Annotated in this window: 22 protein-coding genes and 1 pseudogene; 5 read left to right on the plus strand and 18 right to left on the minus strand. The window is 69.6% G+C overall.

Annotated elements, in window-relative coordinates; genetic code table 11:
* Nucleotides 1-31: 31 nt before the first annotated feature.
* The 5 genes and pseudogenes from ACQEVJ_RS37745 to ACQEVJ_RS37765 all read right to left on the minus strand — a co-directional run.
* Nucleotides 32-685: pseudogene (locus ACQEVJ_RS37745) on the minus strand (serine hydrolase domain-containing protein); the annotation flags it as partial.
* 40 nt (nt 686-725) lie between these two features.
* A complete protein-coding gene (locus tag ACQEVJ_RS37750; RefSeq protein ID WP_433109468.1) occupies nt 726-1103 on the minus strand; it encodes a hypothetical protein in 378 nt (125 codons plus the stop codon).
* Nucleotides 1104-1296: 193 nt separating this feature from the next.
* Nucleotides 1297-4497 (minus strand): glycoside hydrolase, encoded by a 3201-nt coding sequence (locus ACQEVJ_RS37755; RefSeq protein ID WP_433109470.1) that lies wholly within the window; start codon nt 4495-4497, stop codon nt 1297-1299.
* 348 nt (nt 4498-4845) lie between these two features.
* Nucleotides 4846-5793, minus strand: a complete 948-nt coding sequence (locus ACQEVJ_RS37760; RefSeq protein WP_433109472.1) for a hypothetical protein — start codon at nt 5791-5793, stop codon at nt 4846-4848.
* Nucleotides 5794-5925: 132 nt separating this feature from the next.
* A complete protein-coding gene (locus ACQEVJ_RS37765) occupies nt 5926-6420 on the minus strand; it encodes a hypothetical protein (RefSeq protein WP_433109473.1) in 495 nt (164 codons plus the stop codon).
* A 448-nt stretch (nt 6421-6868) separates the two neighbouring features.
* Here ACQEVJ_RS37765 and ACQEVJ_RS37770 point away from each other — a divergent pair, with 448 nt between their 5' ends.
* Nucleotides 6869-8047, plus strand: coding sequence for a hypothetical protein (locus tag ACQEVJ_RS37770; RefSeq protein WP_433109474.1), 1179 nt, complete (start codon nt 6869-6871; stop codon nt 8045-8047).
* Nucleotides 8048-8223: 176 nt separating this feature from the next.
* Here ACQEVJ_RS37770 and ACQEVJ_RS37775 read toward each other — a convergent pair whose 3' ends face one another.
* The gene (locus tag ACQEVJ_RS37775; protein WP_433109475.1) at nt 8224-9321 is read right to left on the minus strand and encodes an FUSC family protein; all 1098 of its coding nucleotides are present in this window, start codon (nt 9319-9321) and stop codon (nt 8224-8226) included.
* A 744-nt stretch (nt 9322-10065) separates the two neighbouring features.
* On the opposite strand from ACQEVJ_RS37775, the gene ACQEVJ_RS37780 reads away from it, so the two are divergent.
* Nucleotides 10066-11673 (plus strand): ABC-F family ATP-binding cassette domain-containing protein, encoded by a 1608-nt coding sequence (locus ACQEVJ_RS37780; protein WP_433109476.1) that lies wholly within the window; start codon nt 10066-10068, stop codon nt 11671-11673.
* Nucleotides 11674-11756: 83 nt separating this feature from the next.
* Here ACQEVJ_RS37780 and ACQEVJ_RS37785 read toward each other — a convergent pair whose 3' ends face one another.
* Nucleotides 11757-12920, minus strand: a complete 1164-nt coding sequence (locus ACQEVJ_RS37785) for an acyl-CoA dehydrogenase family protein (RefSeq protein ID WP_433109477.1) — start codon at nt 12918-12920, stop codon at nt 11757-11759.
* A 225-nt stretch (nt 12921-13145) separates the two neighbouring features.
* Between ACQEVJ_RS37785 and ACQEVJ_RS37790 the strand changes: the two genes are divergently transcribed.
* Complete coding sequence (locus ACQEVJ_RS37790) at nt 13146-14459, plus strand: UDP-glucose dehydrogenase family protein (protein ID WP_433109478.1); 1314 nt, start codon at nt 13146-13148, stop codon at nt 14457-14459.
* Nucleotides 14460-14647: 188 nt separating this feature from the next.
* The gene (locus ACQEVJ_RS37795; RefSeq protein ID WP_433109479.1) at nt 14648-15523 is read left to right on the plus strand and encodes a hypothetical protein; all 876 of its coding nucleotides are present in this window, start codon (nt 14648-14650) and stop codon (nt 15521-15523) included.
* A 50-nt stretch (nt 15524-15573) separates the two neighbouring features.
* On the opposite strand, the gene purE is transcribed toward ACQEVJ_RS37795, so the two are convergent.
* Genes purE through ACQEVJ_RS37810 form a run of 3 tightly spaced genes read right to left on the minus strand, consistent with a single transcriptional unit; the run spans nt 15574 to nt 18259 of the window.
* On the minus strand, nt 15574-16077 hold the full coding sequence (gene purE, locus ACQEVJ_RS37800; protein WP_433109480.1) for a 5-(carboxyamino)imidazole ribonucleotide mutase: 504 nt from the start codon (nt 16075-16077) through the stop codon (nt 15574-15576).
* Entirely contained in the window at nt 16070-17236 is a 1167-nt protein-coding gene (locus tag ACQEVJ_RS37805; protein ID WP_433109481.1) for a 5-(carboxyamino)imidazole ribonucleotide synthase, read from the minus strand. Before ACQEVJ_RS37805 ends, purE begins: the two co-directional genes overlap by 8 nt.
* Nucleotides 17237-17284: 48 nt before the next feature.
* Complete coding sequence (locus ACQEVJ_RS37810; protein WP_433109482.1) at nt 17285-18259, minus strand: hypothetical protein; 975 nt, start codon at nt 18257-18259, stop codon at nt 17285-17287.
* A gap of 242 nt (nt 18260-18501) precedes the next feature.
* Here ACQEVJ_RS37810 and ACQEVJ_RS37815 point away from each other — a divergent pair, with 242 nt between their 5' ends.
* Nucleotides 18502-19020 (plus strand): GtrA family protein, encoded by a 519-nt coding sequence (locus tag ACQEVJ_RS37815; protein WP_433109483.1) that lies wholly within the window; start codon nt 18502-18504, stop codon nt 19018-19020.
* Nucleotides 19021-19028: 8 nt separating this feature from the next.
* Here ACQEVJ_RS37815 and ACQEVJ_RS37820 read toward each other — a convergent pair whose 3' ends face one another.
* The 8 genes from ACQEVJ_RS37820 to ACQEVJ_RS37855 all read right to left on the minus strand — a co-directional run bounded on the left by ACQEVJ_RS37820 (nt 19029) and on the right by ACQEVJ_RS37855 (nt 25641).
* The gene (locus tag ACQEVJ_RS37820) at nt 19029-20273 is read right to left on the minus strand and encodes an ATP-binding protein (RefSeq protein ID WP_433109484.1); all 1245 of its coding nucleotides are present in this window, start codon (nt 20271-20273) and stop codon (nt 19029-19031) included.
* Nucleotides 20274-20332: 59 nt separating this feature from the next.
* Nucleotides 20333-21001, minus strand: coding sequence for a response regulator transcription factor (locus tag ACQEVJ_RS37825; protein ID WP_030451323.1), 669 nt, complete (start codon nt 20999-21001; stop codon nt 20333-20335).
* A gap of 273 nt (nt 21002-21274) precedes the next feature.
* Nucleotides 21275-21757, minus strand: a complete 483-nt coding sequence (bfr, locus tag ACQEVJ_RS37830; RefSeq protein WP_433109485.1) for a bacterioferritin — start codon at nt 21755-21757, stop codon at nt 21275-21277.
* A gap of 13 nt (nt 21758-21770) precedes the next feature.
* Entirely contained in the window at nt 21771-21950 is a 180-nt protein-coding gene (locus tag ACQEVJ_RS37835) for a (2Fe-2S)-binding protein (protein WP_433109486.1), read from the minus strand.
* 152 nt (nt 21951-22102) lie between these two features.
* Complete coding sequence (locus ACQEVJ_RS37840; RefSeq protein WP_433109487.1) at nt 22103-23188, minus strand: S-(hydroxymethyl)mycothiol dehydrogenase; 1086 nt, start codon at nt 23186-23188, stop codon at nt 22103-22105.
* A gap of 10 nt (nt 23189-23198) precedes the next feature.
* Entirely contained in the window at nt 23199-24200 is a 1002-nt protein-coding gene (locus ACQEVJ_RS37845) for an adenylate/guanylate cyclase domain-containing protein (RefSeq protein WP_433109488.1), read from the minus strand.
* A gap of 38 nt (nt 24201-24238) precedes the next feature.
* Entirely contained in the window at nt 24239-24751 is a 513-nt protein-coding gene (locus ACQEVJ_RS37850) for a PH domain-containing protein (RefSeq protein WP_433109489.1), read from the minus strand.
* Nucleotides 24752-24795: 44 nt separating this feature from the next.
* Complete coding sequence (locus tag ACQEVJ_RS37855; RefSeq protein ID WP_433109490.1) at nt 24796-25641, minus strand: biotin--[acetyl-CoA-carboxylase] ligase; 846 nt, start codon at nt 25639-25641, stop codon at nt 24796-24798.
* Nucleotides 25642-25673: the final 32 nt, after the last annotated feature.

The raw sequence follows: 25673 nt of genomic DNA on the forward strand, positions 1-25673 counted from the left end.
CGGGCAGAGCGTCCAGGTCGATCGCGGCCAAAGCACCAAGGTCGATCGGGGCGGCGACGATCCGGCTGACCCGGCGCTGCTCGGATTCCGGCAGCCCGATCCACAGATCAAGGCCGAGCGGTGCGGCGATCTCCTCGGCGAGGAACGTGCCGAGGCTGCGGCCGGTCACCCGGCGGACCACTTCGCCGACCAGCCAGCCGTACGTGTGGGCGTGGTAGCCGTGCGCGGTGCCCGGCTCCCAGAACGGCCGCTGGGCGGCCAGCGCGGTCACCATCGGGTGCCAGGCGATCGCCTCCGCCGGAGTGATCGGGTGGTCGATCGCGGGCAGGCCGGCCTGGTGGGTGAGCAGCCAGCGGACCGGGATCCGGTCTTTCCCGCATGCCGCGAACTCCGGCCAGTAGTCGGCGACGGGGGCGTCCAGGTCCAGTTCGCCGCGCTCGGCCAGCAGGTGCGCGCAGGCGGCGGTGACGCCCTTGGTGGTGGAGAACACGACCTGCAGGGTGTCGCGCTCCCAAGGGCGTCCGGTCGCGGGGTCGGCGATCCCGCCCCACAGGTCGACGACCTTCCGGCCGTGCAGGTAGACGGCGACCGCGGCGCCCACTTCCTGCCCGCCGGCCAGGTTGGCGGCGAACGCGTCACGTACTGCTTCGAATCCAGGTGCGGTCTCGCCGCCGATTTCGGGCATGCGTCATCGCCTTCTGAAATGGAATTGATCGGGGGAAGTGCTATCTCCGCCAGTGTCCGATGAGCCAGGCGCAGATTTCCGGCTCGGTCATCTCGGGAAACTCTTCGGCGAACGTGACGAGCGCGCGCAGCGCCTCGTCCCGATCCATGCCTCGCGCCGCCGCTTCTTTCAGGTATTCCTGTCGTGCGGCGGTAGGACGTCCGCCGCCGGTGCCACGGCCCGGCAGGCCGTTGCGCCACTCGATGATCTCCGCCAGCCGGTCAGGCCGCCAGCCGGGCATGCCGTCGACCTCGACATCGGGCTCGGGGAAGGGGTGCTCCGAATCGCCGGGATAGCGGGAGCGCCATTTGTGCACCGCGTGCCGGCTCACACCCAGCGCCTCGCCGATGCCGACGACGCCGAGGTACCGCTCGGTCATGGTGCACCAACTCTGTCTGTATGGCCTCCTCCGCGGATCTCATTACTACCACGCCCACCATGGACGACGGTTAACTTCGTCCCTTACAGAGACGAAGTTAAACCAGGAGGCGGGACATCGTCAACAGCCCGCAAGCCGACGGCCCCGCCCGGACGTCCCAGGAGGGGCGTCCGGACGGGGCCGCTCGATGTGGCTAGTGCTGGGGCAGCTCGATGCGGTAGGTCCGCGACTGCGACCCGTCCTCGCTGGCGATCGAGACGGTCGCCGTACGGCCGGGGTTGGTCGCCTGGTTCACCACGACGGTGGCGTACGGGTCCGCGGCCACCGCGGTGACCTCGGGGAGACGCCCCCGCCAGGCCAGCCGGTAGGACGTGGTGTCCGGATCGAACCCGGGCAGCGGGGCGCCGTCGGCCGTGATCGTCTCGGCGCGGGCGTCCGACGAGACACCGGGCGACGCCGCGAAGACCTGGATCTCGCTGATCGTCATGTGCGTGTCGGGCCGGGCGGTCAGGACGACCCGTACGGCGTCGGTCGTCGTGGCGGTGACGGAAACGTCCACCACCGGCCCACTGGCCCCGCCGGTGGGCACCGCTACGTCACCGCTGACATCGACCCAGGCGCCCTGCGCGTTCCGGGCCTGGATCTTGAGGCTCCGGGCGTAGCTCTCCCACGAACCGTCCTTGTAGAAGGCCGTCGCGACGTGGGCGACCGTCCGCGGCTTCGGCAGGGTGACAGTGATCGTGTCGGCGGCGTTCTTCGTGCCGGACTTCCAGTTCGACCAGGCCTTGTCGGTCAGGTTTCCGTTGCGCAGGCCCGCGGTGGAGTAGCCGGGCTCGGTGTACGTCGCCGTGATGGACGTGCCGTCGGCGAGGGCGGCGTTGTCCTCCACGGGCTGCGTCACCTGGACCCGTACCGTCGCCGGCAGGGTCTTCCCGTCTCCCGCGTCCGCCTGTCCGGAGAGGGTGACGACGCCCGCGTGGTCGAAGGCGTTCTCCGCCGGCGCGTCCCAGGTCACCGAACGCTCCACCGTGCCGCCGAGACCGCCGACGGCGGTCACCTGGGCCGGCAGTTCGGGCCGGCCGCCGACGTACGTCTTGGCTCGGGCCGGCTGTGTCGACACGAGGGTGTCGACGGTGACCACGGCCTTGGCCTCGTGCCGGCGGCCGAGCGGGTCGGTGGCCACGCCGGAGACCTTTATCGTCTTCGGCCTGGTCCAGTCCTGGTTCGCCGGAATCTTCCAGGTGACGGGCAGGGTGCCGCGGGCGCCGTCCCGGTAGACCGGGGCGACCGTCGCCGGCATCGTCGGGGCGGTGCCCGGCGTGGTGAAGACCTCCGCGGTCTGCACCGCCTGGACGGTTTCGTCGACGACCTTCCAGCTCTGGTTGGTCCCGGAGGTGGCCTGCCACACTCCGACGGCGGCTCCGTCGGCGGTGGCCTGGCCGCCGACGTCCACCAGGCGTCCGGTCCCGACGTTGACGAGCGTGTAGGCGCCGTCGCCGGTGGTGGAGAGGATCCACCTTCGGGACGGGTCCGGCTCGGTCTGCGGCTCGGCCATCGTGAGCGCGCCGTCCTGGACGGCCAGCTGGCGATCGCCCGCACCCGTGGTGATCGAGTACTCGGCGCGGTTGCTCGCACCGTCGGTCAGCTTCCGCACCTGCCAGAGCTGAGCCGCGCTCGCCGGGTCGGTGGTGCGGATCACCGCGCCTGCGGTGCCGTCGGCCGGGGTGAGCGACTTGCCGCTCTGAACCCCCTGGAACCGGTACACGTGCCCGTCCTGGATGAGCGGGGCCTCCTTCGCCACGCCGCCGACACCGTCGATGACGAACGTCGACACGGATTCGGCGGGGACCTGCACCGTCACCGAACGGCTGTCCCGGTTCACGGCCACCGGCTCACCGGTCTGCAGCGCGCTGCCCGCTCCGGTGACGACGGGGGTCGCCGTCGCGTGCGGAGAGACGGTCTTGAACGCGGACAGGTCGATCGTCACCGAGCGCGGCACGGTGCCGCTGTTGACGTACACGACCGTCGCGCCCTTCTTGGACACCGCAGCGGCGCTGTTGGTGTCGTCGACCTTCACGAGCCGGTCGCCGGGACGGATGAAGTGCGTGAAGTTGCGTACGGTGTCGTACTTCGTGTTCGTGTAGATCGGGCAGGTGGCGAGGGTGTCCTGAGCAGTGCAGTCGAAGGGGATCTGGATGCTTCCCCAGTTCATGCCCTTCGCCGACTCCCCGCCCGGCTTCATGTTGTCGTAGTCCTCGACCGGCTGCCAGAAGATCCACGCCGTGGGCTCCAGCTCCCGCAGGTCGTCGATCATGTGCTGGGCCATCCCGAGCCCGGGCGCCATGCTCTCGAAGTTCTGGCCGTCACCCCAGGAGCCCTCGACCTCGCTCATCCACAGCGGCTTGTTCTCGCCCTTGGCGATGTCGCGAACGGTGGTGCGCTGGGACGTCCCGTAGGTGTGCACGTTGAGCTGGTCCACCTGCGACCGCACGTCGCCGGGGTAGCTGTTCCAGTTGGTCGCGAACGTGCCGGGGTTGGTCTCGTCCATCGCCGAGATCGCCGCATCGGTGCCGGACCCCTGGAGCCGCCGGGACAGCGAGCGGATCACCTGCTGCTGCAGCGCCGGGCTCATGTGCGCGCCCTCCTGCCGCCCGCCGACCGGCTGGCCGGCGGAGTTCAGCGAGGTGCCCCAGTAGTTGGTGTTGGGCTCGTTGAAGGGGTCGATGGTGCCGATCTTGATGCCGTGCGCCTGCTCCAGATGCTCGACGACCCGGACGAGGTAGGTCGTGTAGTCGTCGATCTTCTCGGTCTTGAGCTGGTCCTGCGAGGCGTTGAATCCGCCCGAGGCGTAGCCGCTGACCGTCTGGAAATATGGCGGCGAGTTGCTGAACGCTTCCCAGTGGTCGACGTCGTTCTTGATCCGGTCGATCCACCACCGCTGGGTCTGGTCGGCCTCCCAGTTCCAGTGGTCTGGGTTATCCGGATTCCACCAGCTCGTGTCGTTCCGAGTGGTGCCGGCGGGCGCCTTCCACCAGCCCTGCACCGCGCCGCCGGGGCGCAGATAGTCCCGCACGTCAGGGGCGTTGCCACCGCCGATGTTGTAGCGGGCGATGTTGAGGTTCAGTCCGTCCTCGCCGAAGAGCATGTCGGCGAGCTTCTGCCGGACTTCATCCGGGTAACCACCGGTGACGTTGGCGAACCAGACGAGGCTCGTGCCCCATCCTTCGAACGGCTGCCCCTGGTAGGACGGGTCGGGGCGTACGGTGACGGCCTGGAGCGCGGCCGTCGCGCTCTCGGCCGATTCGGCGTTCGCGGCTCCGGCGGTGACCGCGCCGCCTATCGCCATGGCGGCCGTGCTGATCGCGGCGACCCAGCGCCGCGTTGTGGATCTCATCGGGGCGTTCCTTCGGGGGCTCAGGGGTGGGCGGGGGCAGGGGCGGCTCTTCCGACGGCGGATGTTTACGTAAACATCGATCGCCGCAACGGGCCCGGGGGTGGAAACCGGGAATGTTTACGCAAACATTGGTGGCGATGCTCTCACCGCGCCCAGGGACCGTCAAGGTCCGGAGCCACGCGCGCGGGGCGTCCACGACGCGACGGAGGAAGGGCACCGGCCGGGTCCCGGGGGCGGCTACCCGGCCTCGACGCAGACATGGGAAACCCCGCCTCCCGAAAGCGGAAAGCGGGGTTTCCCACCCTCGAAGTCACGAAGGCGGACCGGAGGACGCGGCCACCCGACTCTTCAGCCTGCGAGAACGTAACCGCCCACCGAGGAGGGGATGACGAAGGAGTCGAGTCGGCGCAATTGGTGCGTGCCACGGTCCAGTCGATACCAGGTATGCGTCCTGCGCAGGTCACCGCGCACCTGACGATCGGACCGAGTCAGGACGTCGAGGTGGCCCGCTTTGTCCCAGCGTGCCTTCAGAGCGACCTCACCCGCGTGGAGCCGGATGGGGACGGTGCTCTTCTTCGCGGTGGCCAGGTTGCGAGTGAGGACCACGTTCTTGACGGAACCGCCGGCCTTCGTCCACTTCGGCGCGGCCACAGTGACGCCGTCGGGCGCGAGGTCGCCCCGCATGTAGACGGATCGCCGCAGTTTCACCGACCACGTGCCGGTCGCGTAGAGCACCGCCGTACGGTTGTCACCAGCCATCATGCGCTTACCGTCCGGGCTGAAGTCCCAGGACTGATATCCCCTCGGCAGGGTGAAGACTTTCCCGTTGGTCGTGTCCACGACCCGGTCGATCTCCCGCTCGGAGGCGTCGCCCCCGCGCATGCTGACGAACCGGCCGCCTGGGGCAAGGGTCAGTGCGTTCATCTGGAGGTCGTCCGGCCATGTCACCGTGGGGATCTCACGCGCCCTGCCGGTGGCGGCCTCCCAGATCGTGAGCACGCCGTCTTTTCCTGCGAAGTACGCGGCCTGGGCGCCGTCCTGAGAGACCGCGATGACGGCGGCGGTGACATACTCGTCAGGCGCCGCGGTCCTGCGTGCGCCGGGGAGCGCGACGACACGGCCGTTGCTCAGCCAGAGCTTCAACGGGCCGCACGGATGCCGGCCGCCGTCGGCCTGCAGGCAGGATCCGAGGCCGGCGTAACGGATCACGGGTTTGGCCGACGCGGCCTCAGCCTGTGGGGTGGTCATGAGCGCGGCGCCGGCCATCACCGCGGCCAGCGTTACTCGGGACAGCATTCCGACATCTTCGCATGATGCGGACATCAACGATCTCGGTAGCGTCGCGAGCAGCCGCGCGGATCGTCCGAGTTGGAGCCCTGGGCTGAGACCGCGGAGTGCCTAGCGTCTGTAGCTGCGCCAACTTTCGGCTCATTCATCCAGGTACGCCTTGCGGATTTTGGCTGCGCCGTACGCTCCGCGAGGGTTGCAGACCGGGCATCCACAGGGCGGCCTGCCGTGAGCGTTGGGCATGTAGCGCCATCCGGTCACCCGGTTCACGCCCCTGATGCGGTGAATCTCGCCGGCCCGGATCGGGCGCGGGACCAGGAGTTCGTATCCGCGGGCGTCCTGCTCCGCCGCGATCAGGGCGGCGGCGGCCGCGCTATTGAGTTGGACCGGCGGGGCGTTGTAGTGGCCCACCAACACCGGCTCGTCGTCGGGAATGCGGAAGTGGACGGCCACAAGAGTGCGCTGACCATTGCGCCGTAACTCCCGCCCCCACTGATGAGTGATCTGGTAGGAGGGCAGCACCGGCAGGCAATAAACGCCTGTCACGTCGTTCCGCCCCACGCTGACGGCGCGGATTCCCGCCCGCCGGATCGAGCGGATGTTCTTCGCCGGGGTGAGGTGCACGAGCGAGGTCATGGCTTATCCGATGTGTGACAGGGCGGTGTCCGCGAGACAGCGAACGCTTCCGATGGCCATTCAATCGTTCATCGGCGGGGCTGAAAACCGAATAACGGCACGTCCCTCGGCAATGACGCGCCGCCCGCGGCCGTGATCAGCGAAATCACCCCGCCGAGGAATGGACGCCAAAGCGCCCGCGCGAATTTGGCCGGTGTGGTGCAGGGACTGCATCATTGACGAACGTTTCGGCCCGGCGAGACAGCCGGGGCGTGATGGAAACGTGGCCATGGGCGACTGAAGGGCGACGATGAAGGCATTTCTGATTTTCCTGGGCGTCGCCACGCTGGGTGCGGTGACCGCGGTTCTCCTGTTATTGCGGAGCCCGGCGGGCAGCGGTGTCGATGAGGAACCTGTGGCCTCGGTTTCCACCGCCGCGGCCTTCACTTCCCCAGCGGCCAGGAAAAGCGTGCTACTGGATGCCGAGGGCGCCGTCATCGAGGAGTTCTCCGGCGACTGCGCGGGCAGCGGATATCCCTACCTCTGCCGTCGTGTCAGAGAGCAACTTCTCGCGGAGGATCCGCGACTGCTCACCCGTGACGGCCTGACGATCCAGACGACGATCGACCAGCGGCTCCAGCGGGCGGCGCAACAGGCCGTCGACGCTTACGTCCACCGCGACGACCCGCAGATCGCGACCCAGGTCATGATCACTCCCGGCGAAGGGACCGTCAAGGCCATGGCCACGAGCCGTGATCCTGCCGACGCGCCGGGCCTCCAGCAGGGCACGACGGCGATGCCCTACGCCCTGACCGCCGCGCTCGCCGCCGGTCTCCGGTACGACGACGGCTTCGTCGTCTCGGACGAGTACCGCCCCCAGGGCTACGCGACGTTCAAGGACTGCGCGGGCCGGGCCGTCGCCGATATGCATGCCACCCTGCACAACCGGGAGAAGGGCGGGACCCGGTTCGTCACCCTACGGTCGGGCACCCAGGACGCGGTGAACACCTTCTACATGCGATTACAGGAGAAGGTCGGCCTATGCGAGACCGTCAGGATGGCCGAGCGGCTCGGGCTCAGGAGCGCAAACGGAAAGCCGCTCCAGGAGATAGAGACGTTCGCACTGGGGCCCAACGAGGCCGACCCCGTCGCGGTGGCCAATTCTTACGCGACCCTCGCCGCCCGCGGCCGCTTCTGCGAGCCGAGGGTGATCACGGAAATTCGCGACGGCTCAGGCGCCGGGCGCCCCTTGCCGGCGCACTGCACGCAGGTCCTGGACCCGGCGGTCGCCGACGCGGTCACCGGAGTGCTGGCGGACGTCCTGGCGAGGAGCCCGCTCAAGGGCGTCGGCCGCGAAGCGGCGGGCATGCCCGGCACGGGTGACGTCTCCCGCACCGCCTGGTACGCCGGTTACACCCCCGGCCTGGCCTCGGCCGTCAGCCTCGGCGACTCTCGTGACCCGCTGCGGCACCCAATGGTGGACGTCAGCATCGGCGGCCGCCGCTACTCGCACGTGGACGGCACGTCGGTGCCCGGCCTGATTTGGAAGAAGGCGATGACCGAGGCGCTGCGCGGGACGCAGGAGACCCGCTTCGTCCCGCCGGACGCCGAGCGCTTCGGCCACTGCCGCGACGCCTGCCCGATCTGACCGCCGCCGTCCCCCGGCCCGGTCATGAGGTGCCAAGGCGGCGACACCCCCGCCTCGCGAGCACGGAGCCGGGGCTTCGTCGAACCGCTTCCTGAGGAGCTGGCGAGCATGACCACCCGCCGGATCTGGTGCTCGGCGCAGGGCCTCGGGGGCGACGGTGAGCAGGGCGTCCGACCTCAGCCGCGCATGCTCTCGTCGCTCAGCTCGTCGAGCGGGGTCAGCGCGGCCGAGGCCGCGTCGTGATCCATGCCGGTCGCCTCGAGCAGGTCGACGGCGATGGAGCGCAGCTGCGCGATGATGACGTTCGCCGAGAAGCCCAGGTTCTTGGGCCGCTCCCGCGCGGCGACGGCGAGCAACGCCTGCCTGGTCAACATCGGTTCCCGTCCGGCCCCCAGTTCGAGCTGGAGCAGCAGCGCCGCCTCCGAGACTTCGCGCAGCACCTCGGCCAGGACGACCGGCGGCGGGCTCGCCTCCCCCATCGCCGCGAGCGTGCGGCGTACCAGCACCCGTGCGTTGCGAAGCGCCAGATCCACCGGTAGGGCGGCGGTCTTGTACCTGGCCAGCCTGGCCCGGTGGTGCCAGCGCAGCGGCGAGATCCTGATGATCTCCTTGCCGTTCTCCAGCGCCGCCGCGAACTCCTCGACCGCGGTCTGTGTCCTGCGTCCGCACTCCAGGGCCTCGGCGGCCAGGTCCATATCGCCCTTCTCGATCGCCTCCGCCGCCTGCTCCAGCATGGTGGAGAAGGCGTCAAGCACGCCGGACAGATGCTTGCCCGCGATGGTGAGCGGACTGGCGGGCAGCAGCGCGACCACCGCGATGCCGATGACGCCGCCAGTGAGAGCGTCGGCCATCCGGTCCAGCCCGCCGACGTGCTCGCCCGGCACCAGCATGGTGACCAGCACCGCGGACGACCCGACCTGCGACACGAAGAGCTCGCCGCTGTTCAGCAGCCCTGCGATCGTCATTGCCAGCGCGATCACGAGCGCCATCTGCCAGGGGCCCGAGCCGATCCAGGACACCAGCAGGGTGCCGATGCCCACGCCCAGACTGACACCGACCACCAGCTCGGCCACCCTGCGCAGCCGCTGCCCGAGCCCCACACCCACGCAGATCATCACCGCGATGGGCGCGAAGAGGGGGTGGGCGTGGCCGAGCAGTTGAACGGCGACGATCCAGGCCAGCGCGGCACCCACGGCACACTGCACGATCGAGGGCACAATCAGGCCGAACGTGCCCAGCCGTGACCTTACCTGATCATCGAGCCACGTTCGCACTCCTCCACGATGGCGGATCTTTATGACATTGGGATCACATTTGCCCCGAAATCTTATGATTCGAACCATTCAGCGAAGGCCAGGGTGACCACCGTGACCACAGCCTCCTGTCTGCTGGGCACCGCTCGCCGGTGCATCAAGCAGGGCGAGCCTCGCGCGGGACAGGGGGTGGCGGGGAGGTCGACCCGCGTACCGGCCTCCTGCCGCGGCAGGAAACGAGAGGACCCTCACAACTGATACGATCCGGACCATGGAGATTGAGGTCGACAGAATCTAGCCACCGAACTGCCGGTGGCTTTCACCTGCGGGGAGCATCGCTCCCTCATCGGTGACGACTATTCACTCCCTGCAGGGCCGTTGGTCCGCCAATTCATGGCGTTGACCTTCCTGTGTGAACCTCACCGGCACGTTCGCACCGCACCGACCTCGGCCACGAGTCCGTGCTCGCGAACGCATGTGATGTCGATCTCGCCGTCTCTCCGGCTTCTCTCCGCTCCGACAGCGGACCCACCCGCTGTCGCATGTCGGCGGGCTTCCCCGTTGCCGGGATCGACTCCGTTGCCGCACTGACACCTGGCCAGGGGCCGGTTGCCGCTGTCAGATTCGCCAGCTTTCGCGACCTTTCACTAAAGGCCATCACATGCAGCACCGCACGTCCCGGTCCCTACCCGTCATCGTCGCGCGCAACTGATCCCCATCACACCCGTCCCGTGGTGACGGGCAGAGAGAAGAGAACCACCGACAATGTCCACTAAGTCCGCCATCACGCTTCGCGACCTGACGTTCGAATGGCCCGACGGCAGCGTCGCGCTCTCCGGCGTCAACGGCACGTTCACGACCGGCCACACAGGCCTGATCGGCCGCAACGGCGCCGGGAAGTCGACCCTGCTGCGACTGATCGCCGGAATCCTGACCCCGACAGCCGGCCAGATCGACACGATCGGCGAGGTCGGCTACCTGCCGCAGACGCTCACCCTCCAACAGGAGACGACGATCGCCGGGCTCCTCGGCATCGACGGCGTCCTCGCAGCGATGAGAGCCATCGAGGCCGGCGACGTCGACGAGCGGCACTTCGACACCATCGGCGACAACTGGGACATCGAGGCGCGAGCCGACGAGGCGCTGCACCAGATCGGCTTCACCGCCGCAGATCTGGACCGTCGGATCGCCGAAGTCTCCGGCGGAGAAGCGATGCTCATCGCCATCACCGGCCTGCGCATCCGCCGCACTCCGATCACGCTGCTCGACGAGCCGACCAACAACCTCGACCGGCCCACCCGAGCCAAGCTCGCCGAGTTCGTGGACGAATGGCCCGGGACCCTCGTCGTCGTCAGCCACGACCTCGAACTACTGGAACACATGGAGAACACCACCGAGCTCTACGCCGGGAACCTCGACACCTTCGGTGGCCCCTACAGCGCCTGGAAGGAGCACGTGGAACAAGAGCAGGCCGCCGCCGTTCAGGCCGCTCGTTCGGCCCAGCAGGCGCTCAAGGTCGAGAAACGCCAGCGGGTCGAGGCCGAGACCAAGCTCGCCCGCAGAGAGCGCACCGCCAAGAAGACGCAAAAGGACGGAGGCATCCCGAAGATCCTGGCCGGCAACCGGGCCAGCAAGGCGCAGGCATCCGCCGGCTCGCTGCGCTCCACCCTCGACGACAAGGTCCAGGCCGCCCAGGCCGCCGTGAACGCCGCCGACGCACGCGTCCGCGAGGACGAGCACATCAACCTCACGCTTCCCGACCCCGATGTACCGCGTGGCCGCCGCCTGGCCGAGCTCCACGACGAAGACCGCACCGTGGTTATCCAGGGACCGGAGCGAGTCGCCCTCGTCGGGCCGAACGGGGGTGGGAAGTCGACATTGGTCGAGCAACTCGTCCACAGCGGAACGCCGGCTCCCGGCCGAGCACACGGGAGACTCCTGACCGATCTCATCGGCTACCTGCCCCAGCGCCTCGACGGACTCGACGAAGACGCGAGCGCCATGGCGAACGTGCAGTCGGTCGCTCCCGGCACATCGGCCGGAACGATCCGCAACCAGCTCGCCCGTCTGCTACTTCGCGGGGACAGCGCCGACCGTCCGGTCAGCACCCTCTCGGGCGGCGAACGCTTCCGGGTCTCGCTCGCGAAGCTTCTTCTGGCCGAGCCGCCCGCCCAGTTGTTGATCCTCGACGAACCCACCAACAACCTCGACATCGCCAGCGTCGAGCAACTCGCAGAGGCACTCGACGCCTACCGCGGAGCCCTCCTCGTCGTCAGCCACGACTTCACGTTCCTCGAACGGATCGGGATCGACACGGTCCTTGAACTCGGCACGGACGGGCGCATGCGCCAACGTCCCGACCTGAACGTCTGACGCCGTGGAGCGCGCACGACCAACCTGAATACAGCGAACCCCGCCTGCCCAGTACGGGAGGCGGGGTTTTCGCTGCTCAAGGACTACTTGAGGAGCTGGCGGGCCATGACCATGCGCTGGATCTGGTTGGTGCCCTCGTAGATCTGGGTGATCTTGGCGTCGCGCATCATGCGCTCGACCGGGAACTCCCGGGTGTAGCCGTACCCGCCCAGCAACTGGACCGCGTCGACGGTGATCTCCATCGCGGCATCCGAGGCGGCGCACTTGGCCGCGCTGGAGAAGAACGTGAGGTCCTTGACCGGGGTGCCGTGCATCGCCAGCTCCGACTTGGCCGCGGCGGCGTAGGTGAGCTGGCGGGCGGCCTCCAGCTTCATCGCCATGTCGGCGAGCATGAACTGCAGGCCCTGGAAGTCGGCGATCGGCTTGCCGAACTGCCTGCGCTCCTTGACGTACCCGAGCGCGTAGTCGAGCGCGCCCTGGGCGATGCCGAGCGCCTGGGCGGCGATCGTGACGCGGGTGTGGTCGAGCGTGGCCAGCGCGGTCTTGAACCCCGTCCCCGGCTCGCCGATCACCCGCGAGGCCGGGATCCGCACGTTGTCCAAGATGACCTGGCGGGTCGGGGAACCCTTGATGCCGAGCTTCTTCTCCTTGGGCCCGAACGAGACGCCCTCGTCGTCCTTTTCCACCACGAACGCCGAGATGCCCCGGGCGCCGGCCGACGGGTCGGTCACGGCCATGACCGTGTAGTACTCCGAGACACCGGCGTTAGTGATCCACATCTTGGTGCCGTTGAGCACGTAGTGGTCGCCGTCGCGCTCGGCCCGGGTCTTCATCGCGGCGGCGTCCGAGCCGGCCTCCGGCTCCGACAGGGCGTAGGAGAACATGGCCTCCCCACGCGCGACCGGCGTCAGGTAGCGCTGCTTGAGCTCCTCGGACGCCGACAGCAGCAGCGGCACGGTGCCCAGCTTGTTGACGGCCGGGATCAGCGAGGACGAGGCGCACGCCCGGGCGACCTCCTCGATCACGATCACGGTCGCCAGCGCATCGGCACCCGCCCCGCCGTACGCCTCGGGCACGTGGACGGCGTGCAGATCGGCCGCGACGAGGTCCTTGTAGACCTCCCAGGGGAACTCCTCGTTCTCGTCGGCCGCCGCGGCACGCGGGGCGATCTTCTCGTCGGCGAGGGCCCGGACCGTCTCGCGGAGCATCTCGTGCTCCTCAGCGGGGGCGTAGAGAGGGAAGCTCATAGCGCCGATACTAGGACGTCCGACTAGAAAGTTACCAGTCAGTACACTCTCCTCCTTGACAGAACACCCTGACAGGGCGAGGAACTGGTGGCCTGGCGTCGACCGAGCACGTCCGGAGCCGTACCGTGGGGGCCAAGGCGCTGGTTTGCCCAGGTGGCTCACAGGGCAGTTGACTGGGCCGGTACCATGCCAGATCACAAAGAGTCGGTAAGAGGGGAGCATGCCGTGCCGTACCGCCTCACTGTGCTGGGGACCGGATACCTGGGTGCTACGCACGCGGCGTGCATGGCCGAACTGGGCTTCGAAGTGCTCGGTCTGGACGTGGACCAGAGCAAGATCGAACGGCTGCAACGCGGCGAGCTGCCGATCCACGAGCCCGGCCTGCAGGAGCTCCTCCGCCGCAACCTCGACTCGGGCAGGCTGCGCTTCACCTCCTCCTACGAGGAGGCGGCGAAGTTCGGCGACGTCCACTTCATCTGTGTGGGCACGCCCCAGAAGAAGGGCGAGCACGCCGCCGACGTCTCCTACCTCGACGCGGTCGTCGAGTCGCTGGCCCCCTACCTCGACCGCGAGTGCCTGGTCGTGGGCAAGTCCACGGTGCCGGTCGGCACCGCCGAGCGCCTCGCGGACAAGCTCGTACGGCTTTCCCCCGCCGGGATGCAGGTCGAGCTGGCCTGGAACCCCGAGTTCCTGCGTGAGGGCTTCGCCGTGCAGGACACGCTCCGCCCCGACCGGATCGTGCTCGGAGTCGTCTCCGAGCGGGCCGAGAAGGTGCTGCGGGACGTCTACGCGCCCCTGGGCGAGGTCCCGATCGTGGTGACCGACTTCCCCACGGCGGAGCTGGTGAAGTCGGCCGCGAACGCGTTCCTGGCCACGAAGATCTCATTCATCAACGCCATGGCCGAGCTCTGCGAGGCCACCGGCGGCGACGTCACCCAGCTGTCGCAGGCGCTGTCGTACGACGAGCGGATCGGCGGCAGATACCTCAACCCCGGTCTCGGCTTCGGCGGCGGCTGCCTGCCAAAGGACATCAGGGCGTTCACGGCCAGGGCCGACGAGCTCGGCGCCCACGAGGCGCTCGCCTTCCTCCGCGAGGTCGACGAGATCAACATGCGCCGGCGCGTCCGGATGGTCGACCTCACCCGCGACATCCTGGGCGGGGCGTTCGACGGCCGCAGGGTCGCGGTGCTGGGAGCGGCGTTCAAACCCAACTCCGACGACATCCGCGACTCGCCGGCGCTCGACGTGGCCGTGAAGATCGCGGAGCAGGGCGGGCGGGTCAAGGTCTACGACCCGGTCGCCCTGACCAACGCGCGGGCCGCCCACCCCCACCTCGGGTACGCCGGATCGGCCCTGGAGGCCGCCCAGGGAGCCGAGGTCGTGCTGCTGCTCACCGAGTGGCAGGAGTTCGTCACCCTCGACCCCGAGGAGCTGGGCGCGGCCGTCGCCGCGCGCAGGATCATCGACGGCCGCAACGCGCTCGACGCGGACACCTGGCGCGACGCCGGCTGGGACTACCGCGCCCTCGGCCGCCCCTGATCCCGGCTCCGGGCCTTCCACACAGCCGGCCGCACCGGTTCCGTCGCGCGTTCCGGCGCCTGCGACCCCACAGGCGCCGGCAGAGGTGGTGACCAGAAATCTTTACCTGACTTTACGCGTTCGAGTGATTACTCTCAGCATCTGAAGGTGGCGGGCCGCCGCCTGCAGGTCACACGGGGAGTAACAGCGTGAACACATCGAGCGGACCGCGGCGCTTCCACGGGAAGACCATGGTCACCATCGCCGCCGCGGCCATCTGCGTGGGCTTCGGCCCCACCGCGGCCGCCGCGGCCCTGGCCCCATCCAGCCTTCCTGGCCTGCCCCGGACCCACACGGCGGACGACGCCAGGCAGAGGGTCATCGACCGGGCGAAGACCTGGAATCCGGGAACTCCGCAGCGAGTGCCGTACGACCAGGGCAAGTACCACAACGGCTACCGGACGGACTGCTCCGGCTACGCCTCGATGGCGCTCGGGCTCAACCCTCCCGGCCTGAACACCGTGGCCCTCGCCTCGCCGGCGGTGAGCAGCCCGATAGCGATGTCCGACCTGCTCCCCGGCGACCTTGTCATCGACGCCATCGGCGACAACAACACCCGGCACGTGGTGATCTTCGAAACGTGGGCGAACTCCGCACGAACGTCCTACTGGGCCTATGAACAGCGCGGCGGTTACGGGACCGACCACCGCGTCCTCGCCTACGGCCTGAAGCCGGGCAGCGAGTTCCACGCCTACCGGCCCCGGGTGCTCGGGGGCGGCGGCGACCCCGGAACCGGTGGCAAGTACTGGGTCGACACGTTCGCCAACGCGACCGGCTACCGGGAGCCGAACTCCAACGACCCGCAGGGCACCCTCAACAAGGGCACCAATTCCGTGTACTGCCGGGTCTGGGGTGCCGAAGTCCGGCAGGGGAACCAGTTCAACCACTGGTGGCTGCGCACCGACCTGGACCGGACGAACCCCGGCAAGAACGGCCGGGGTGCCTACGTCTCCGCGTACTACCTCGCGAAATGGGGCAACGACGAAGCCAAGGACAACGGGGGCCGGGACATCCCGAACTGCTGAAGACGCGTATGTCCCGGCACCCCCTGCCGCGATGGTCGCGGGGAAGAGCGCTACTCGCTCAGTCGCGCGGCCTCGGCGCGCAGGCGCTCGCCCTTGGCGTGCGCCTGGTCGCGCAGCGCGGCCTGGAACTCCTCCATCCGCCCCCGCAGCCCCTCGTCCGACGCCGCCAGGATCCGTACGGCGAGCAGTCCCGCGTTGCGGGCCCCGCCGACGGCGACGGTCGCCACGGGCACCCCGGCGGGCATCTGGACGATCGACAGCAGCGAGTCCATGCCGTCCAGATACTTGAGCGGCACCGGGACGCCGATCACGGGCAGCGGGGTGACCGAGGCCAGCATGCCCGGCAGGTGGGCCGCGCCGCCCGCCCCGGCGATGATCACCTTCAGCCCGCGCCCGGCGGCGCGGGAGCCGTACTCGATCATCTCCGCGGGCATGCGGTGCGCCGACACCACGTCGGCCTCGAAGGACACGCCGAACTCCGCGACCGCCTCGGCGGCCTGGCGCATCACCGGCCAGTCCGAGTCGCTCCCCATGACGATCCCGACGTCAGGCATCCACAGGTCCTCTCAGGCAGGTGACGGCGTGGTGAGCGCGGGCCCGCACCTCGTCGAGGTCGGTCCCGAGGGCGGTGACGTGCCCGATCTTGCGGCCGGGACGGACGTCCTTGCCGTAGAAGTGAATCTTGATGCCCGGGTCGTTGGCCATCACGTGCTCATACCGGGAGTACACGTCCGGGTCGGGGCCGCCGAGCAGGTTGGCCATGACGACGACCGGCGCGGTCATCGACGGCGACCCGAGCGGCAGGTCGAGCACGGCCCGCAGGTGCTGCTCGAACTGCGAGGTGCGGGCGCCCTCGATCGTCCAGTGGCCGCTGTTGTGCGGGCGCATGGCCAGCTCGTTGACCACGAGCCCGGACTTCGTGACGAACATCTCGACCGCGAGGAGCCCGGTCACGCCGAGGTCGCGGGCGATCGTGAGCGCGACACGCTGGGCGTCCGCCGACTCCTCCTCGCCCAGGTCCGGCGCGGGCGCGATGACCTCGACGCAGATGCCGTCCTTCTGCACGGTCTCGACCACGGGATAGCTGACGCCCTGGCCGTGCGGGGACCGGGCGACCAGCACGGCGACCTCCCGCTCGAACGGGACGAACGCCTCGGCCAGCAGGGCCACACCGGTGCCGAGCACCTCACGCGCCTCGTCGGGGGTCGCGCAGACCCACACGCCCCGGCCGTCGTAGCCGCCGCGCACCGCCTTCAGCACCACGGGCCAGCCGTGCTCCTCGGCGAACGCCTCGACGCCGGCCAGGTCCTCGACGCGGGCCCAGGCCGGGCAGGGCGCGCCGATCGCGGTGAGCCGCTCGCGCATGACCGCCTTGTCCTGCGCGTGGATGATGGCGTCCGCTCCCGGATGCACGGAGTGCCCGTCGGCGGTCAGGGCTCGGATGCACTCGGTCGGCACGTGCTCGTGGTCGAAGGTGACGGCGTCGCACCCCTTCGCGAACTCCCGGAGGTCGGCGAGATCGCGGTAGTCGCCTAGCCGGGTGTCCACGATCACCTTGGCGGCGCTCTCGTCACGGGTGTTCGCGAGCACGCGCAGGTCGATGCCGAGCGCGATCGCGGCCTGCTGCGTCATCCTCGCCAGCTGGCCCGCGCCGACCATGCCCACCACGGGCGCGGTCACGGGCTTGGAAGGGGGAACGTTCGGGCTGTTCACGACACGTCAGCCTACCTAGTGCGCGAGGAGAACCGGTCAGCCGGAGTCCTAGTCGGAGCCCTCGGTGATGTCGGCGAGGACCCGGCGCATGCCGACCGTCGTCATCGTGTTGTCCTCGGCCACCTTGGTGGCCAGCATCAGGATCTCGCTGCCGGTGACGGTCGTGGCCGTGCCGCCCGTGAATGCGCGTACGTCGGCGGCCCGGTAGCGGGGATGGGCGAGGGAGTGACGGCCCGAGCCCGGCTTCTGGGTGAAGACGACGCGCAGCGCGTGGAACACCAGCGACCCGCCGCCGGGCAGCGCGAGCGCGCGGGCCGGTCCTTCGATGCGCACGTCGGTGGTCATGTGATCGGGGCGAACCCTGCCGGGGGCGCGGACCAGTTCCGTGAGCAGGCGGCGCATGGGGTCGCCGGAGGCGAAGCGCACCCCGCTGACCCCGTCTCCGTCCACTCCGGCGGGATCGGTCAGGAACGCGACGTGCCGGGTGGGCGCGAGCCGGGCCCCGACGGCCGCGTCCGGGTCGGCCGCGGCGTCGATCACCTCGCCGTCCACGCTGCCCTCCACCTCGGGCGCCTTCCCGACGAGCGGGATCGGCCCGGCGCCGAGCCGCCATAGGCCGTCCACCCGCACGAAGACGAAGTAGGCCGGCTCGGGCTTGCGGCCCAGCACGGCGAACCAGGCGTCGTCCTCGCCGTCCTGCCGGGCGGGCAGCAGGAACTCCGGACCCCGATAGTCGGTCAGGCCGGGCGCCGAGCGGCCCTCGCGGGCGGCCGCGCAGACGCGGCTCCCGATGGTGCTCTCCACGCCGGTCGTGAGGTGCTCGATCTCGGCGCAGTCCTGGTCCTTCCAGGCGTCGGACAGGCCGCCGAGGCCGTCGAAGGCCGCCTGCGCGTCGGCCGTGGTGATCTCGACCGTCGCCGGGGACGTGGCGCCTGGCTCGGCCGGGGTCTCCCGTACGCCCTCGGTCCCACACCCCGCGAGCAGGACGAGGCCGAGACCGAGGGCCGTGAGTCTGCGCAACACGAGAAAGGCCACCCCTCCAGAACGCGCGCGTCCCCGAACGAAGTGATCCTGGTCGGGCGAGAGCGTAGTGCGAAGTGCGGCCGTTCATCCCTCATAGCAGGATTTTTCTTGAAATGTTCTTTGATGACCTGGGACGAAGCAGGCCAAGGTTGCGGCAAGACCCCGATTTGTGCTTCCTACCGGTAGCCTGAGAAGACCTCGCCGCCGACCATGGCCGCCGATCAGGAAGGACCGTGCGGGACGTGCAGTTTCTACGACGCGCCTACGAGCGGTTCGCCGCGCTCATCCACGAGTTGCTCAAGTTCGGTACGGTGGGCGCGATCGCGTTCGTCATCGACTTCGGCGGCACCAACCTGCTGCGGTTCGGCGTCGGCCTGGGCCCCCTGTCCTCGAAGGTCGTGGCCACGATCGTCGCCGCCACGTTCGCGTACATGGGGAACCGCTTCTGGACCTACCGCCATCGGGAGCAGAGCGGCCTGGCGCGCGAGTACGTCCTGTTCTTCCTGCTGAACGGCATCGGCCTGCTGCCCCCGCTGCTCACCATCGGCTTCGTGACCTACTCGCTGGGCCTGCACGACGTGCTGAGCTACAACATCGCCCAGGGCGTCGGCGTGGCGCTCGGCACCCTGTTCCGCTTCTGGTCGTACAAGAAGTGGGTGTTCCTGGCGGCCCCGAAACTGGCCGAGGAGGCCGTCGAGGGGGCCGGCGCACGGTCCCACCCCGACGTGAAGGCACAGGCCGACCCCCTCACCACCAGCTGAACCACTCGTCAGGCGGGGCCGCTCACCACGCGGCGACGTCCGCTGTCGACGGTGTGGCGTAAGAAGATGGCGAAGGTCGCCGGGCGGCGCTTGACCAGTTCCAGCCGCCCGCCGTCGGCCGCCACCAGGGCACGGGCGAGGGTGAGCCCCAGGCCCGTGCCGCCTCCTCCGCTCACGCTCCGCTCGAACACCCGATGGCCGAGGGCATCCGGGATGCCCGGGCCCTCGTCGGCCACCTCGATCACCACAGACCTGCCCGTACTCGATGTGTTGATCGTCAGCACGCCGTCGCCGTGCTTGAGGGAGTTCTCCAGCAGGGTGGACAGCACCTGGCTGAGCCCGCCGGTCGTGCCGAGCGCGCTGAGGCCCCGGTCGCCCGCGAGCACCAGCGACCGGTGGGCCCGGCGGAACGCCGGCTCCCACTCGGTGATCTGCTGCCCCACCACGTCGTCCACGTCGATCGGCTCCGCCTGGGCGTGACGCTGCCTGCGGGCGGCGGCCAGCAGTTCGTCGATCACTGCGGCCAGCCGCTCGACCTGCACGACCGCGGCCTCCCCCTCCTCGCGGACCACCTCGGGCTCGTCGGCGGCCGCGACGATCTCCTCCAGGCGCATGCTCAGCCCGGTCAGCGGCGTGCGCAGCTGATGGGAGGCGTCGGTCGCGAACTCGCGCTCCCGCGCGAGCAGGTCGGAGATCCGCAGCGCGCTGCGGTCCAGCACCTCGGCCACGAGATCCAGCTCAGGGATGCCGTAGCGGTGCCTGCTCGGCCTCGCGTCGCCCGAGCCCAGCCGCTCCGCGATCCTGGTGAGATCTTGGAGCGGCAGGCTCAGGCGGCGCGAGGTGACGGTGGCCAGCCCGATCGCGGCCCCGAGGGCCACGACCGCGAGCGCGATGATGAGCACCAGCCGCGCCTGGGTGTCCTGTTGGATCTGGGCCGCGTCGCGGCTGACGCGTACGTAACCGTTCTCGGAGCGCGCCTCCTCGGTCAGATCACGGCCCGCCGGTGGAGGCGAGCCCACGACGATCGGCGGTTTCCCGCGGACGAACACCTGGAGGTACCGGTCCGGGTAGTTCCGCGCGAGCTGGTCCGGACTGATCCCCTGCCCCTGGCTGAGGGAGTACTCCACTCCGAGTAGCAGCCGGCTCGCGTCCGTTCTGAGCTCCTGGGCGACCTCGTCGCTGATCAAGCGCACGACGACCACACCCAGGGGCACGCCTAACAGCAGTACCGCGATGACCGCGACGAGCAGCATGGAGGAAAGCAGGCGCCGACGCACGTGCTAGCCCCTCCCCCTGAACCGCCCCACGGCGGCTACTCGCGCTCGAAACGGAAGCCGACCCCTCGGACGGTCGTGATGTAGCGCGGCTTGGCCGCGTCGTCGCCCAGCTTCCGGCGCAGCCACGAGATGTGCATGTCCAGTGTCTTGGTCGACCCCCACCAGTTCGTGTCCCACACCTCGCGCATGATCTGCTCGCGGGTGACGACCTTGCCCGCGTCCCGTACGAGCACGCGCAGCAAGTCGAACTCCTTGGTGGTCAGGTGCAGTTCCTTGTCTCCCATCCAGGCCCGGCGGGAGTCGGCGTCGATACGGACGCCTTGCACCACCGGGGTCTCCGATGTTCCGCGCCGGAGCAGGGCCCGCACACGGGCGAGCAGTTCTGCCAGGCGGAACGGCTTGGTCACGTAGTCGTCGGCCCCGGCGTCGAGACCGACGACGGTGTCGACTTCGTCGACGCGGGCGGTGAGGATCAGGACCGGAGTCCCGTGTCCCTCCGCGCGAATGCGGCGCGCGACCTCCAGCCCGTCCATCTCTGGAAGGCCGAGGTCGAGAACAATCAGGTCGACGCCCCCCGACAAGGCCCTCTCCAGGGCCTGCGGGCCATCCGGGCTCACCTCCACCTGATAACCCTCCCGGCGCAGGGCACGCGCCAGTGGCTCGGATATCGAGGTGTCATCCTCGGCGAGAAGTACGCAGGTCATGGTGCGATCGTAGGACCTTGTGCGATCGTTTCCCGGCTACAGCGCGCCTTTTGACTTGTCGTTGACCCATCAATTGACCTGGGCAAACACTGATAAATCCGGGATAGTCAGCACGCAAGCGACGCGATCTTCTATCCCATTTTCGACCATTCCGAACTTCGTCGCTGAAAAGTGGGTAATGGCATGAAAAACGCCCGCCGAAACGATAACGGCGGGCGTTGTCCATCTGATTTGCCGTGCGACCGGGAGCGACGACCCCGGGAGAGCGTCGGCTCAGGAGGACGACGGCGGCTCCGCGTACCGCTGAAGGTACAGCTGCTCGCCCAGGCTCTCCAGGAGGCCCAGCTCGGTCTCCAGATAGTCGATGTGGTGCTCCTCGTCGGCCAGGATGCGCTCGAAGAGCGTGGCCGAGGTGATGTCTCCCCGCTCCCGCATGAGGGCGATCCCGGGCCGCAGCCGCTTGACCACGCCCAGCTCCAGCTCCAGGTCTGCCTGAAGCTGCTCCCTGACGGTCTGGCCGACGTGCAGAGTGTTCAGCTTCTGGTAGTTCGGCAGACCCTCCAGGAACAGGATCCGGTCGGTGAGTTCCTCCGCGTGTCGCATCTCGTCGATGGACTCCGCCCGCGTGATGGCGGCGAGCTTCGTGTATCCCCAGTTCTCCTGCAGCTTGGCGTGCAGGAAGTACTGGTTGATGGCGGTCAGCTCGGAGGTGAGCTGCTCGTTGAGCAGCGCGATGATCTCTTTGTCGCCCTGCATAAGCTTCCTCGATCTATGCGCTGGTTACCAGGTCCTCTGACCGTTTCAGGATCGCACAGATCTTTCGGACGCAAGACGCGCAGTCCCCCCCTGCACCGGTGGCGTCACGCACCTGGCGAGCCGTCTTCGCCCCCTCGGCGATGCAGTCGTGCACCTCGCTCTCGGTGACGGCGCGGCAGATGCAGACGTACATGGGTCGCCTCTCAGGGATCTTCAGCAAGGTTAGGCATACCTAACATAACTCACTTCGGTAAGGCTTGCCTACGTGACCCAGGACACAAAAACGGGGGCGGCGCCGCTCCACGCGACACCGCCCCCGCCGGGACCGGCCCCCTGCGAAACCGATCAGAGCACCACGACCGACCGCAGCACCTCCCCGCGGTGCATCTTGCCGAACGCCTCCTCGACCTGGTCGAGGCCGATGGTCTCGGAGACGAACCCGTCGAGGTCGAGCCGTCCCTGCAGATAGAGGTCGATCAGCATGGGGAAGTCCCGGCTGGGCAGGCAGTCGCCGTACCAGGAGGACTTGAGCGCGCCGCCGCGCCCGAAGACGTCGAGCAGCGGCAGTTCGAGCTGCATCTCCGGCGTCGGCACGCCGACGAGCACGACGGTCCCGGCCAGGTCGCGGGCGTAGAAGGCCTGCTTGTACGTCTCGGGACGGCCCACCGCCTCGATCACGACGTCGGCGCCGAAACCGCCGGTCAGTTCGCGGATGGCCTCCACCGGGTCGGTCTCGCGCGAGTTGACGGTGTGCGTGGCGCCGAAGCCGCGGGCCCAGTCGAGCTTGCGGTCGTCCACGTCGACCGCGATGATCGTCCGGGCTCCGGCGAGCTGCGCGCCCGCGATGGCCGCGTTGCCCACGCCGCCGCAGCCGATCACCGCGACCGAGTCGCCCCTGGTGACGCCGCCGGTGTTGATCGCGGCCCCGAGGCCGGCCATCACGCCGCAGCCGAGCAGGCCGGCGACGGCCGGCTTGGCCGCCGGGTTGACCTTCGTGCACTGCCCGGCCGCCACCAGGGTCTTCTCCACGAACGCCCCGATGCCGAGCGCCGGGCTGAGCACGGTGCCGTCGGCCAGGGTCATCTTCTGGGCCGCGTTGTGGGTGTTGAAGCAGTACCACGGCCGGCCCCGCAGGCACGCGCGGCACTGCCCGCACACCGCCCGCCAGTTGAGGATCACGTAGTCGCCGGGCTCGACCTCGGTCACGCCCTCGCCCACCGCCTCGACGACGCCCGCGGCCTCGTGGCCCAGCAGGAACGGGAACTCGTCGTTGATGCCGCCCTCGCGGTAGTGGAGGTCGGTGTGGCAGACCCCACAGGCCTGCACGTTCACGACCGCCTCGCCGGGCCCCGGGTCCGGCACGACGACGGTCTCCAGCGTCACCGCCTCTCCCTTGCCGCGCGCCACCACGCCCTGGACTTCGTACGGCATGTCCTGCACCTCAACTTTCTCGGCTGGATCTCCTCAGAACATACGGCTCCACCACGCCGAGCCCGCGGGCGGGACGGCGGCGGAGTTTGACCAGGTCGACGCCGGGCGCCCCGGCGAGGCCCGCGGCCAGCTCGCTGTCGGCCAGGATCGTGCCCGGCCTGGCGATGGCCGTCAGCCGGGCCGCCAGGTTGACGGTCGTCCCGAAGACGTCGCCCATCGCCGGCAGCACCGGGCCGTACGCCAGCCCGACCCGCACGTCGGGCCCCTCGGCGTCCCGCTTGAGCTCGTCGAGCAGGTCGAGCGCGATCAGGGCCGCGGTCCTCGGGTCGGCGGCGGTGAAGAGCACCTCGTCGCCGAGCGTCTTGACCAGCCGCCCGTCGTGCGCGGCGATCACGTCGGAGGCCCGCGACTCGAACCCCTCGACCAGGTCGGCCAGCGCCAGCTCGTCCAGCTCCCGGGACACGCGGGTGAAGGCGACGAGGTCGGCGAACCCGACCGCGAGCCGCGGCCGGGTCGGCGAGACCTCCTCGCCTGGCTCGGCGAGGGAGACCAGCCGGCTCGCGGTCGCCGCGAGCTGGGAGCGCCAGACGTGCACCAGCGTCTGCTCGAAGTCCGGCAGCAGGCGGCTGACCGTGTCCATCACCTGCCGCAGCGCCTCCTCCCCCGCCCGCGCGCCCGGCTCGATCAGCGCGTCGACCATGATCTCGGCCTGCCACTGGGCGAGCCGCGCGGTCGTACGGCCGAGGGCCCTGGCCATGCGGATGACGGCCCGCTCGTCGAGCATCTGCGCGTCGAGCAGGTCGCGGATGCGGTACAGGGCCGCCAGGTCGGCCTCGGTGAACGCCACGGCGTCGTCGGCGAACGTGGCGAAGCCGAGGGCCCGCCAGATCCGCGCCGCCAGGTCCTGCGGTATGCCGGCCGCCTCGGCGACCTGCCTCCGGGTGTAGGCCGGTGCCGGCCCCAGGAACAGCCGCCGCATGTCGTCGGCGCCGGGTCGCCCGCTAGTGTCCACGTCCCCCTCCCCCGCACGGCGCGTGGGCCGCGCCGAGCTCAGTCCCCGTCGATGTTCCCGTCCGCGACGTCCTCCACCAGCCGGAACAGCTCGTGCCGTACGCGCTGGATCTGGGGGATGTCGCGATAGTCGATGTCGCCCTTCTCCGACGCCGACTCGACCCGGAGCGTGCCGCATCCCAGGATGCGCTCCACGAGCCGCTGGTCGGAGCTCACGCTGTTCACCTTGGCCAGCGGGATGTCGTCCTCCGACTTGTTCAGCACTCCCGTGCTGATGGCGAAGCGGTGCGAGGTCAGCGTGTAGGACGTCGTCACCCAGCGTAGATAGGGAACGATCGTCCACAGGACCAGCGCCACGAAGGCGACCACGGCCACCGCGCCGCGGGCGTACCCCGCGTACTCGTAGTCGCCGGGGATGAAGACGAAGGCCGCGACGGCGGCGGCCAGCACGACGATGAGGGCGAGGACCGGAAGGATCAGCCGCTTCCAGTGCGGATGGAACGATAGAACGACCCGCTCGCCGTCGGCCAGGTATTGATCAGGGAGACCCATGGCGCAAATCGTGACACGATCGCCGGTCGATTGCATGCGTTCGGTCAGCCCGCGGCGCCGTTCTCCCGGGACGTGTCGCGGCGGACGTGGACGACGTCGCCCGCGCTGAGCGTGTGCTCCACGTCCTCGGCGCGTACGAGCAGGTGGCCGGACGCGTCGACGCCGGTCGCCAGGCCGGTCAGCACCCGCTCGCCGGGCAGTTCGATCCTGACCTCCTGGCCCACGGTGGACGACCAGGCGAGGTAGGCGGCACGCAGGCCCGAGGCGTCCGCGTCGCCGTCTGCGGCCTTCCAGTCGCGGTAGTGCGACTCGACCTCCCGCAGGATGGCGCGCAGCAGCGGGTCGCGGTCGGTGCAGGCGGCGCTCTCGACGGCGAGGGAGGTGGCCCGTTCCACGGGCAGCTCCTCCGGCCGCAGCGAGACGTTGAGCCCCATGCCGATGACCACCATGCGGTCCACCCGCTCGGCGAGGATCCCGGCGAGCTTGCGCTCCCCCACCATGAGGTCGTTGGGCCACTTGAGCCGCACGTCGACCTCCGCGATCCGCCGTACGGCCGAGGCGGCGGCGAGGCCGACCAGCAGCGCCAGCCAGCCCTGCCGGGCGAGCGGCACCTCCGGCCGCAGCAGCATCGAGAACGTCAGCCCCGAGCGCGGCGGCGCGGTCCACGGGCGCCCGAGCCTGCCCCGGCCGGCGAGCTGCGACTCCGCGACCAGCACGGCGCCCTCGTCCGGGCTCTCGCGCACGGTCCTGGCCAGGTCGGCGTTGGTGGACCCGGTCCGCTCGACGACGCGTACGGACGACCACAGCGAGCCGGGGCGCACCAGCGCCCTGGTCAGCGCGGTCTCGGACAGCGGAGGCCGGTCGAGATCGGCGTACGGCGAGTCGGGCACGCACCCAGGCTATCGGCCCCCGGGCCGCCTCC

The organism is Microbispora sp. CA-102843 (assembly GCF_050936215.1).
Classification (GTDB): domain Bacteria; phylum Actinomycetota; class Actinomycetes; order Streptosporangiales; family Streptosporangiaceae; genus Microbispora.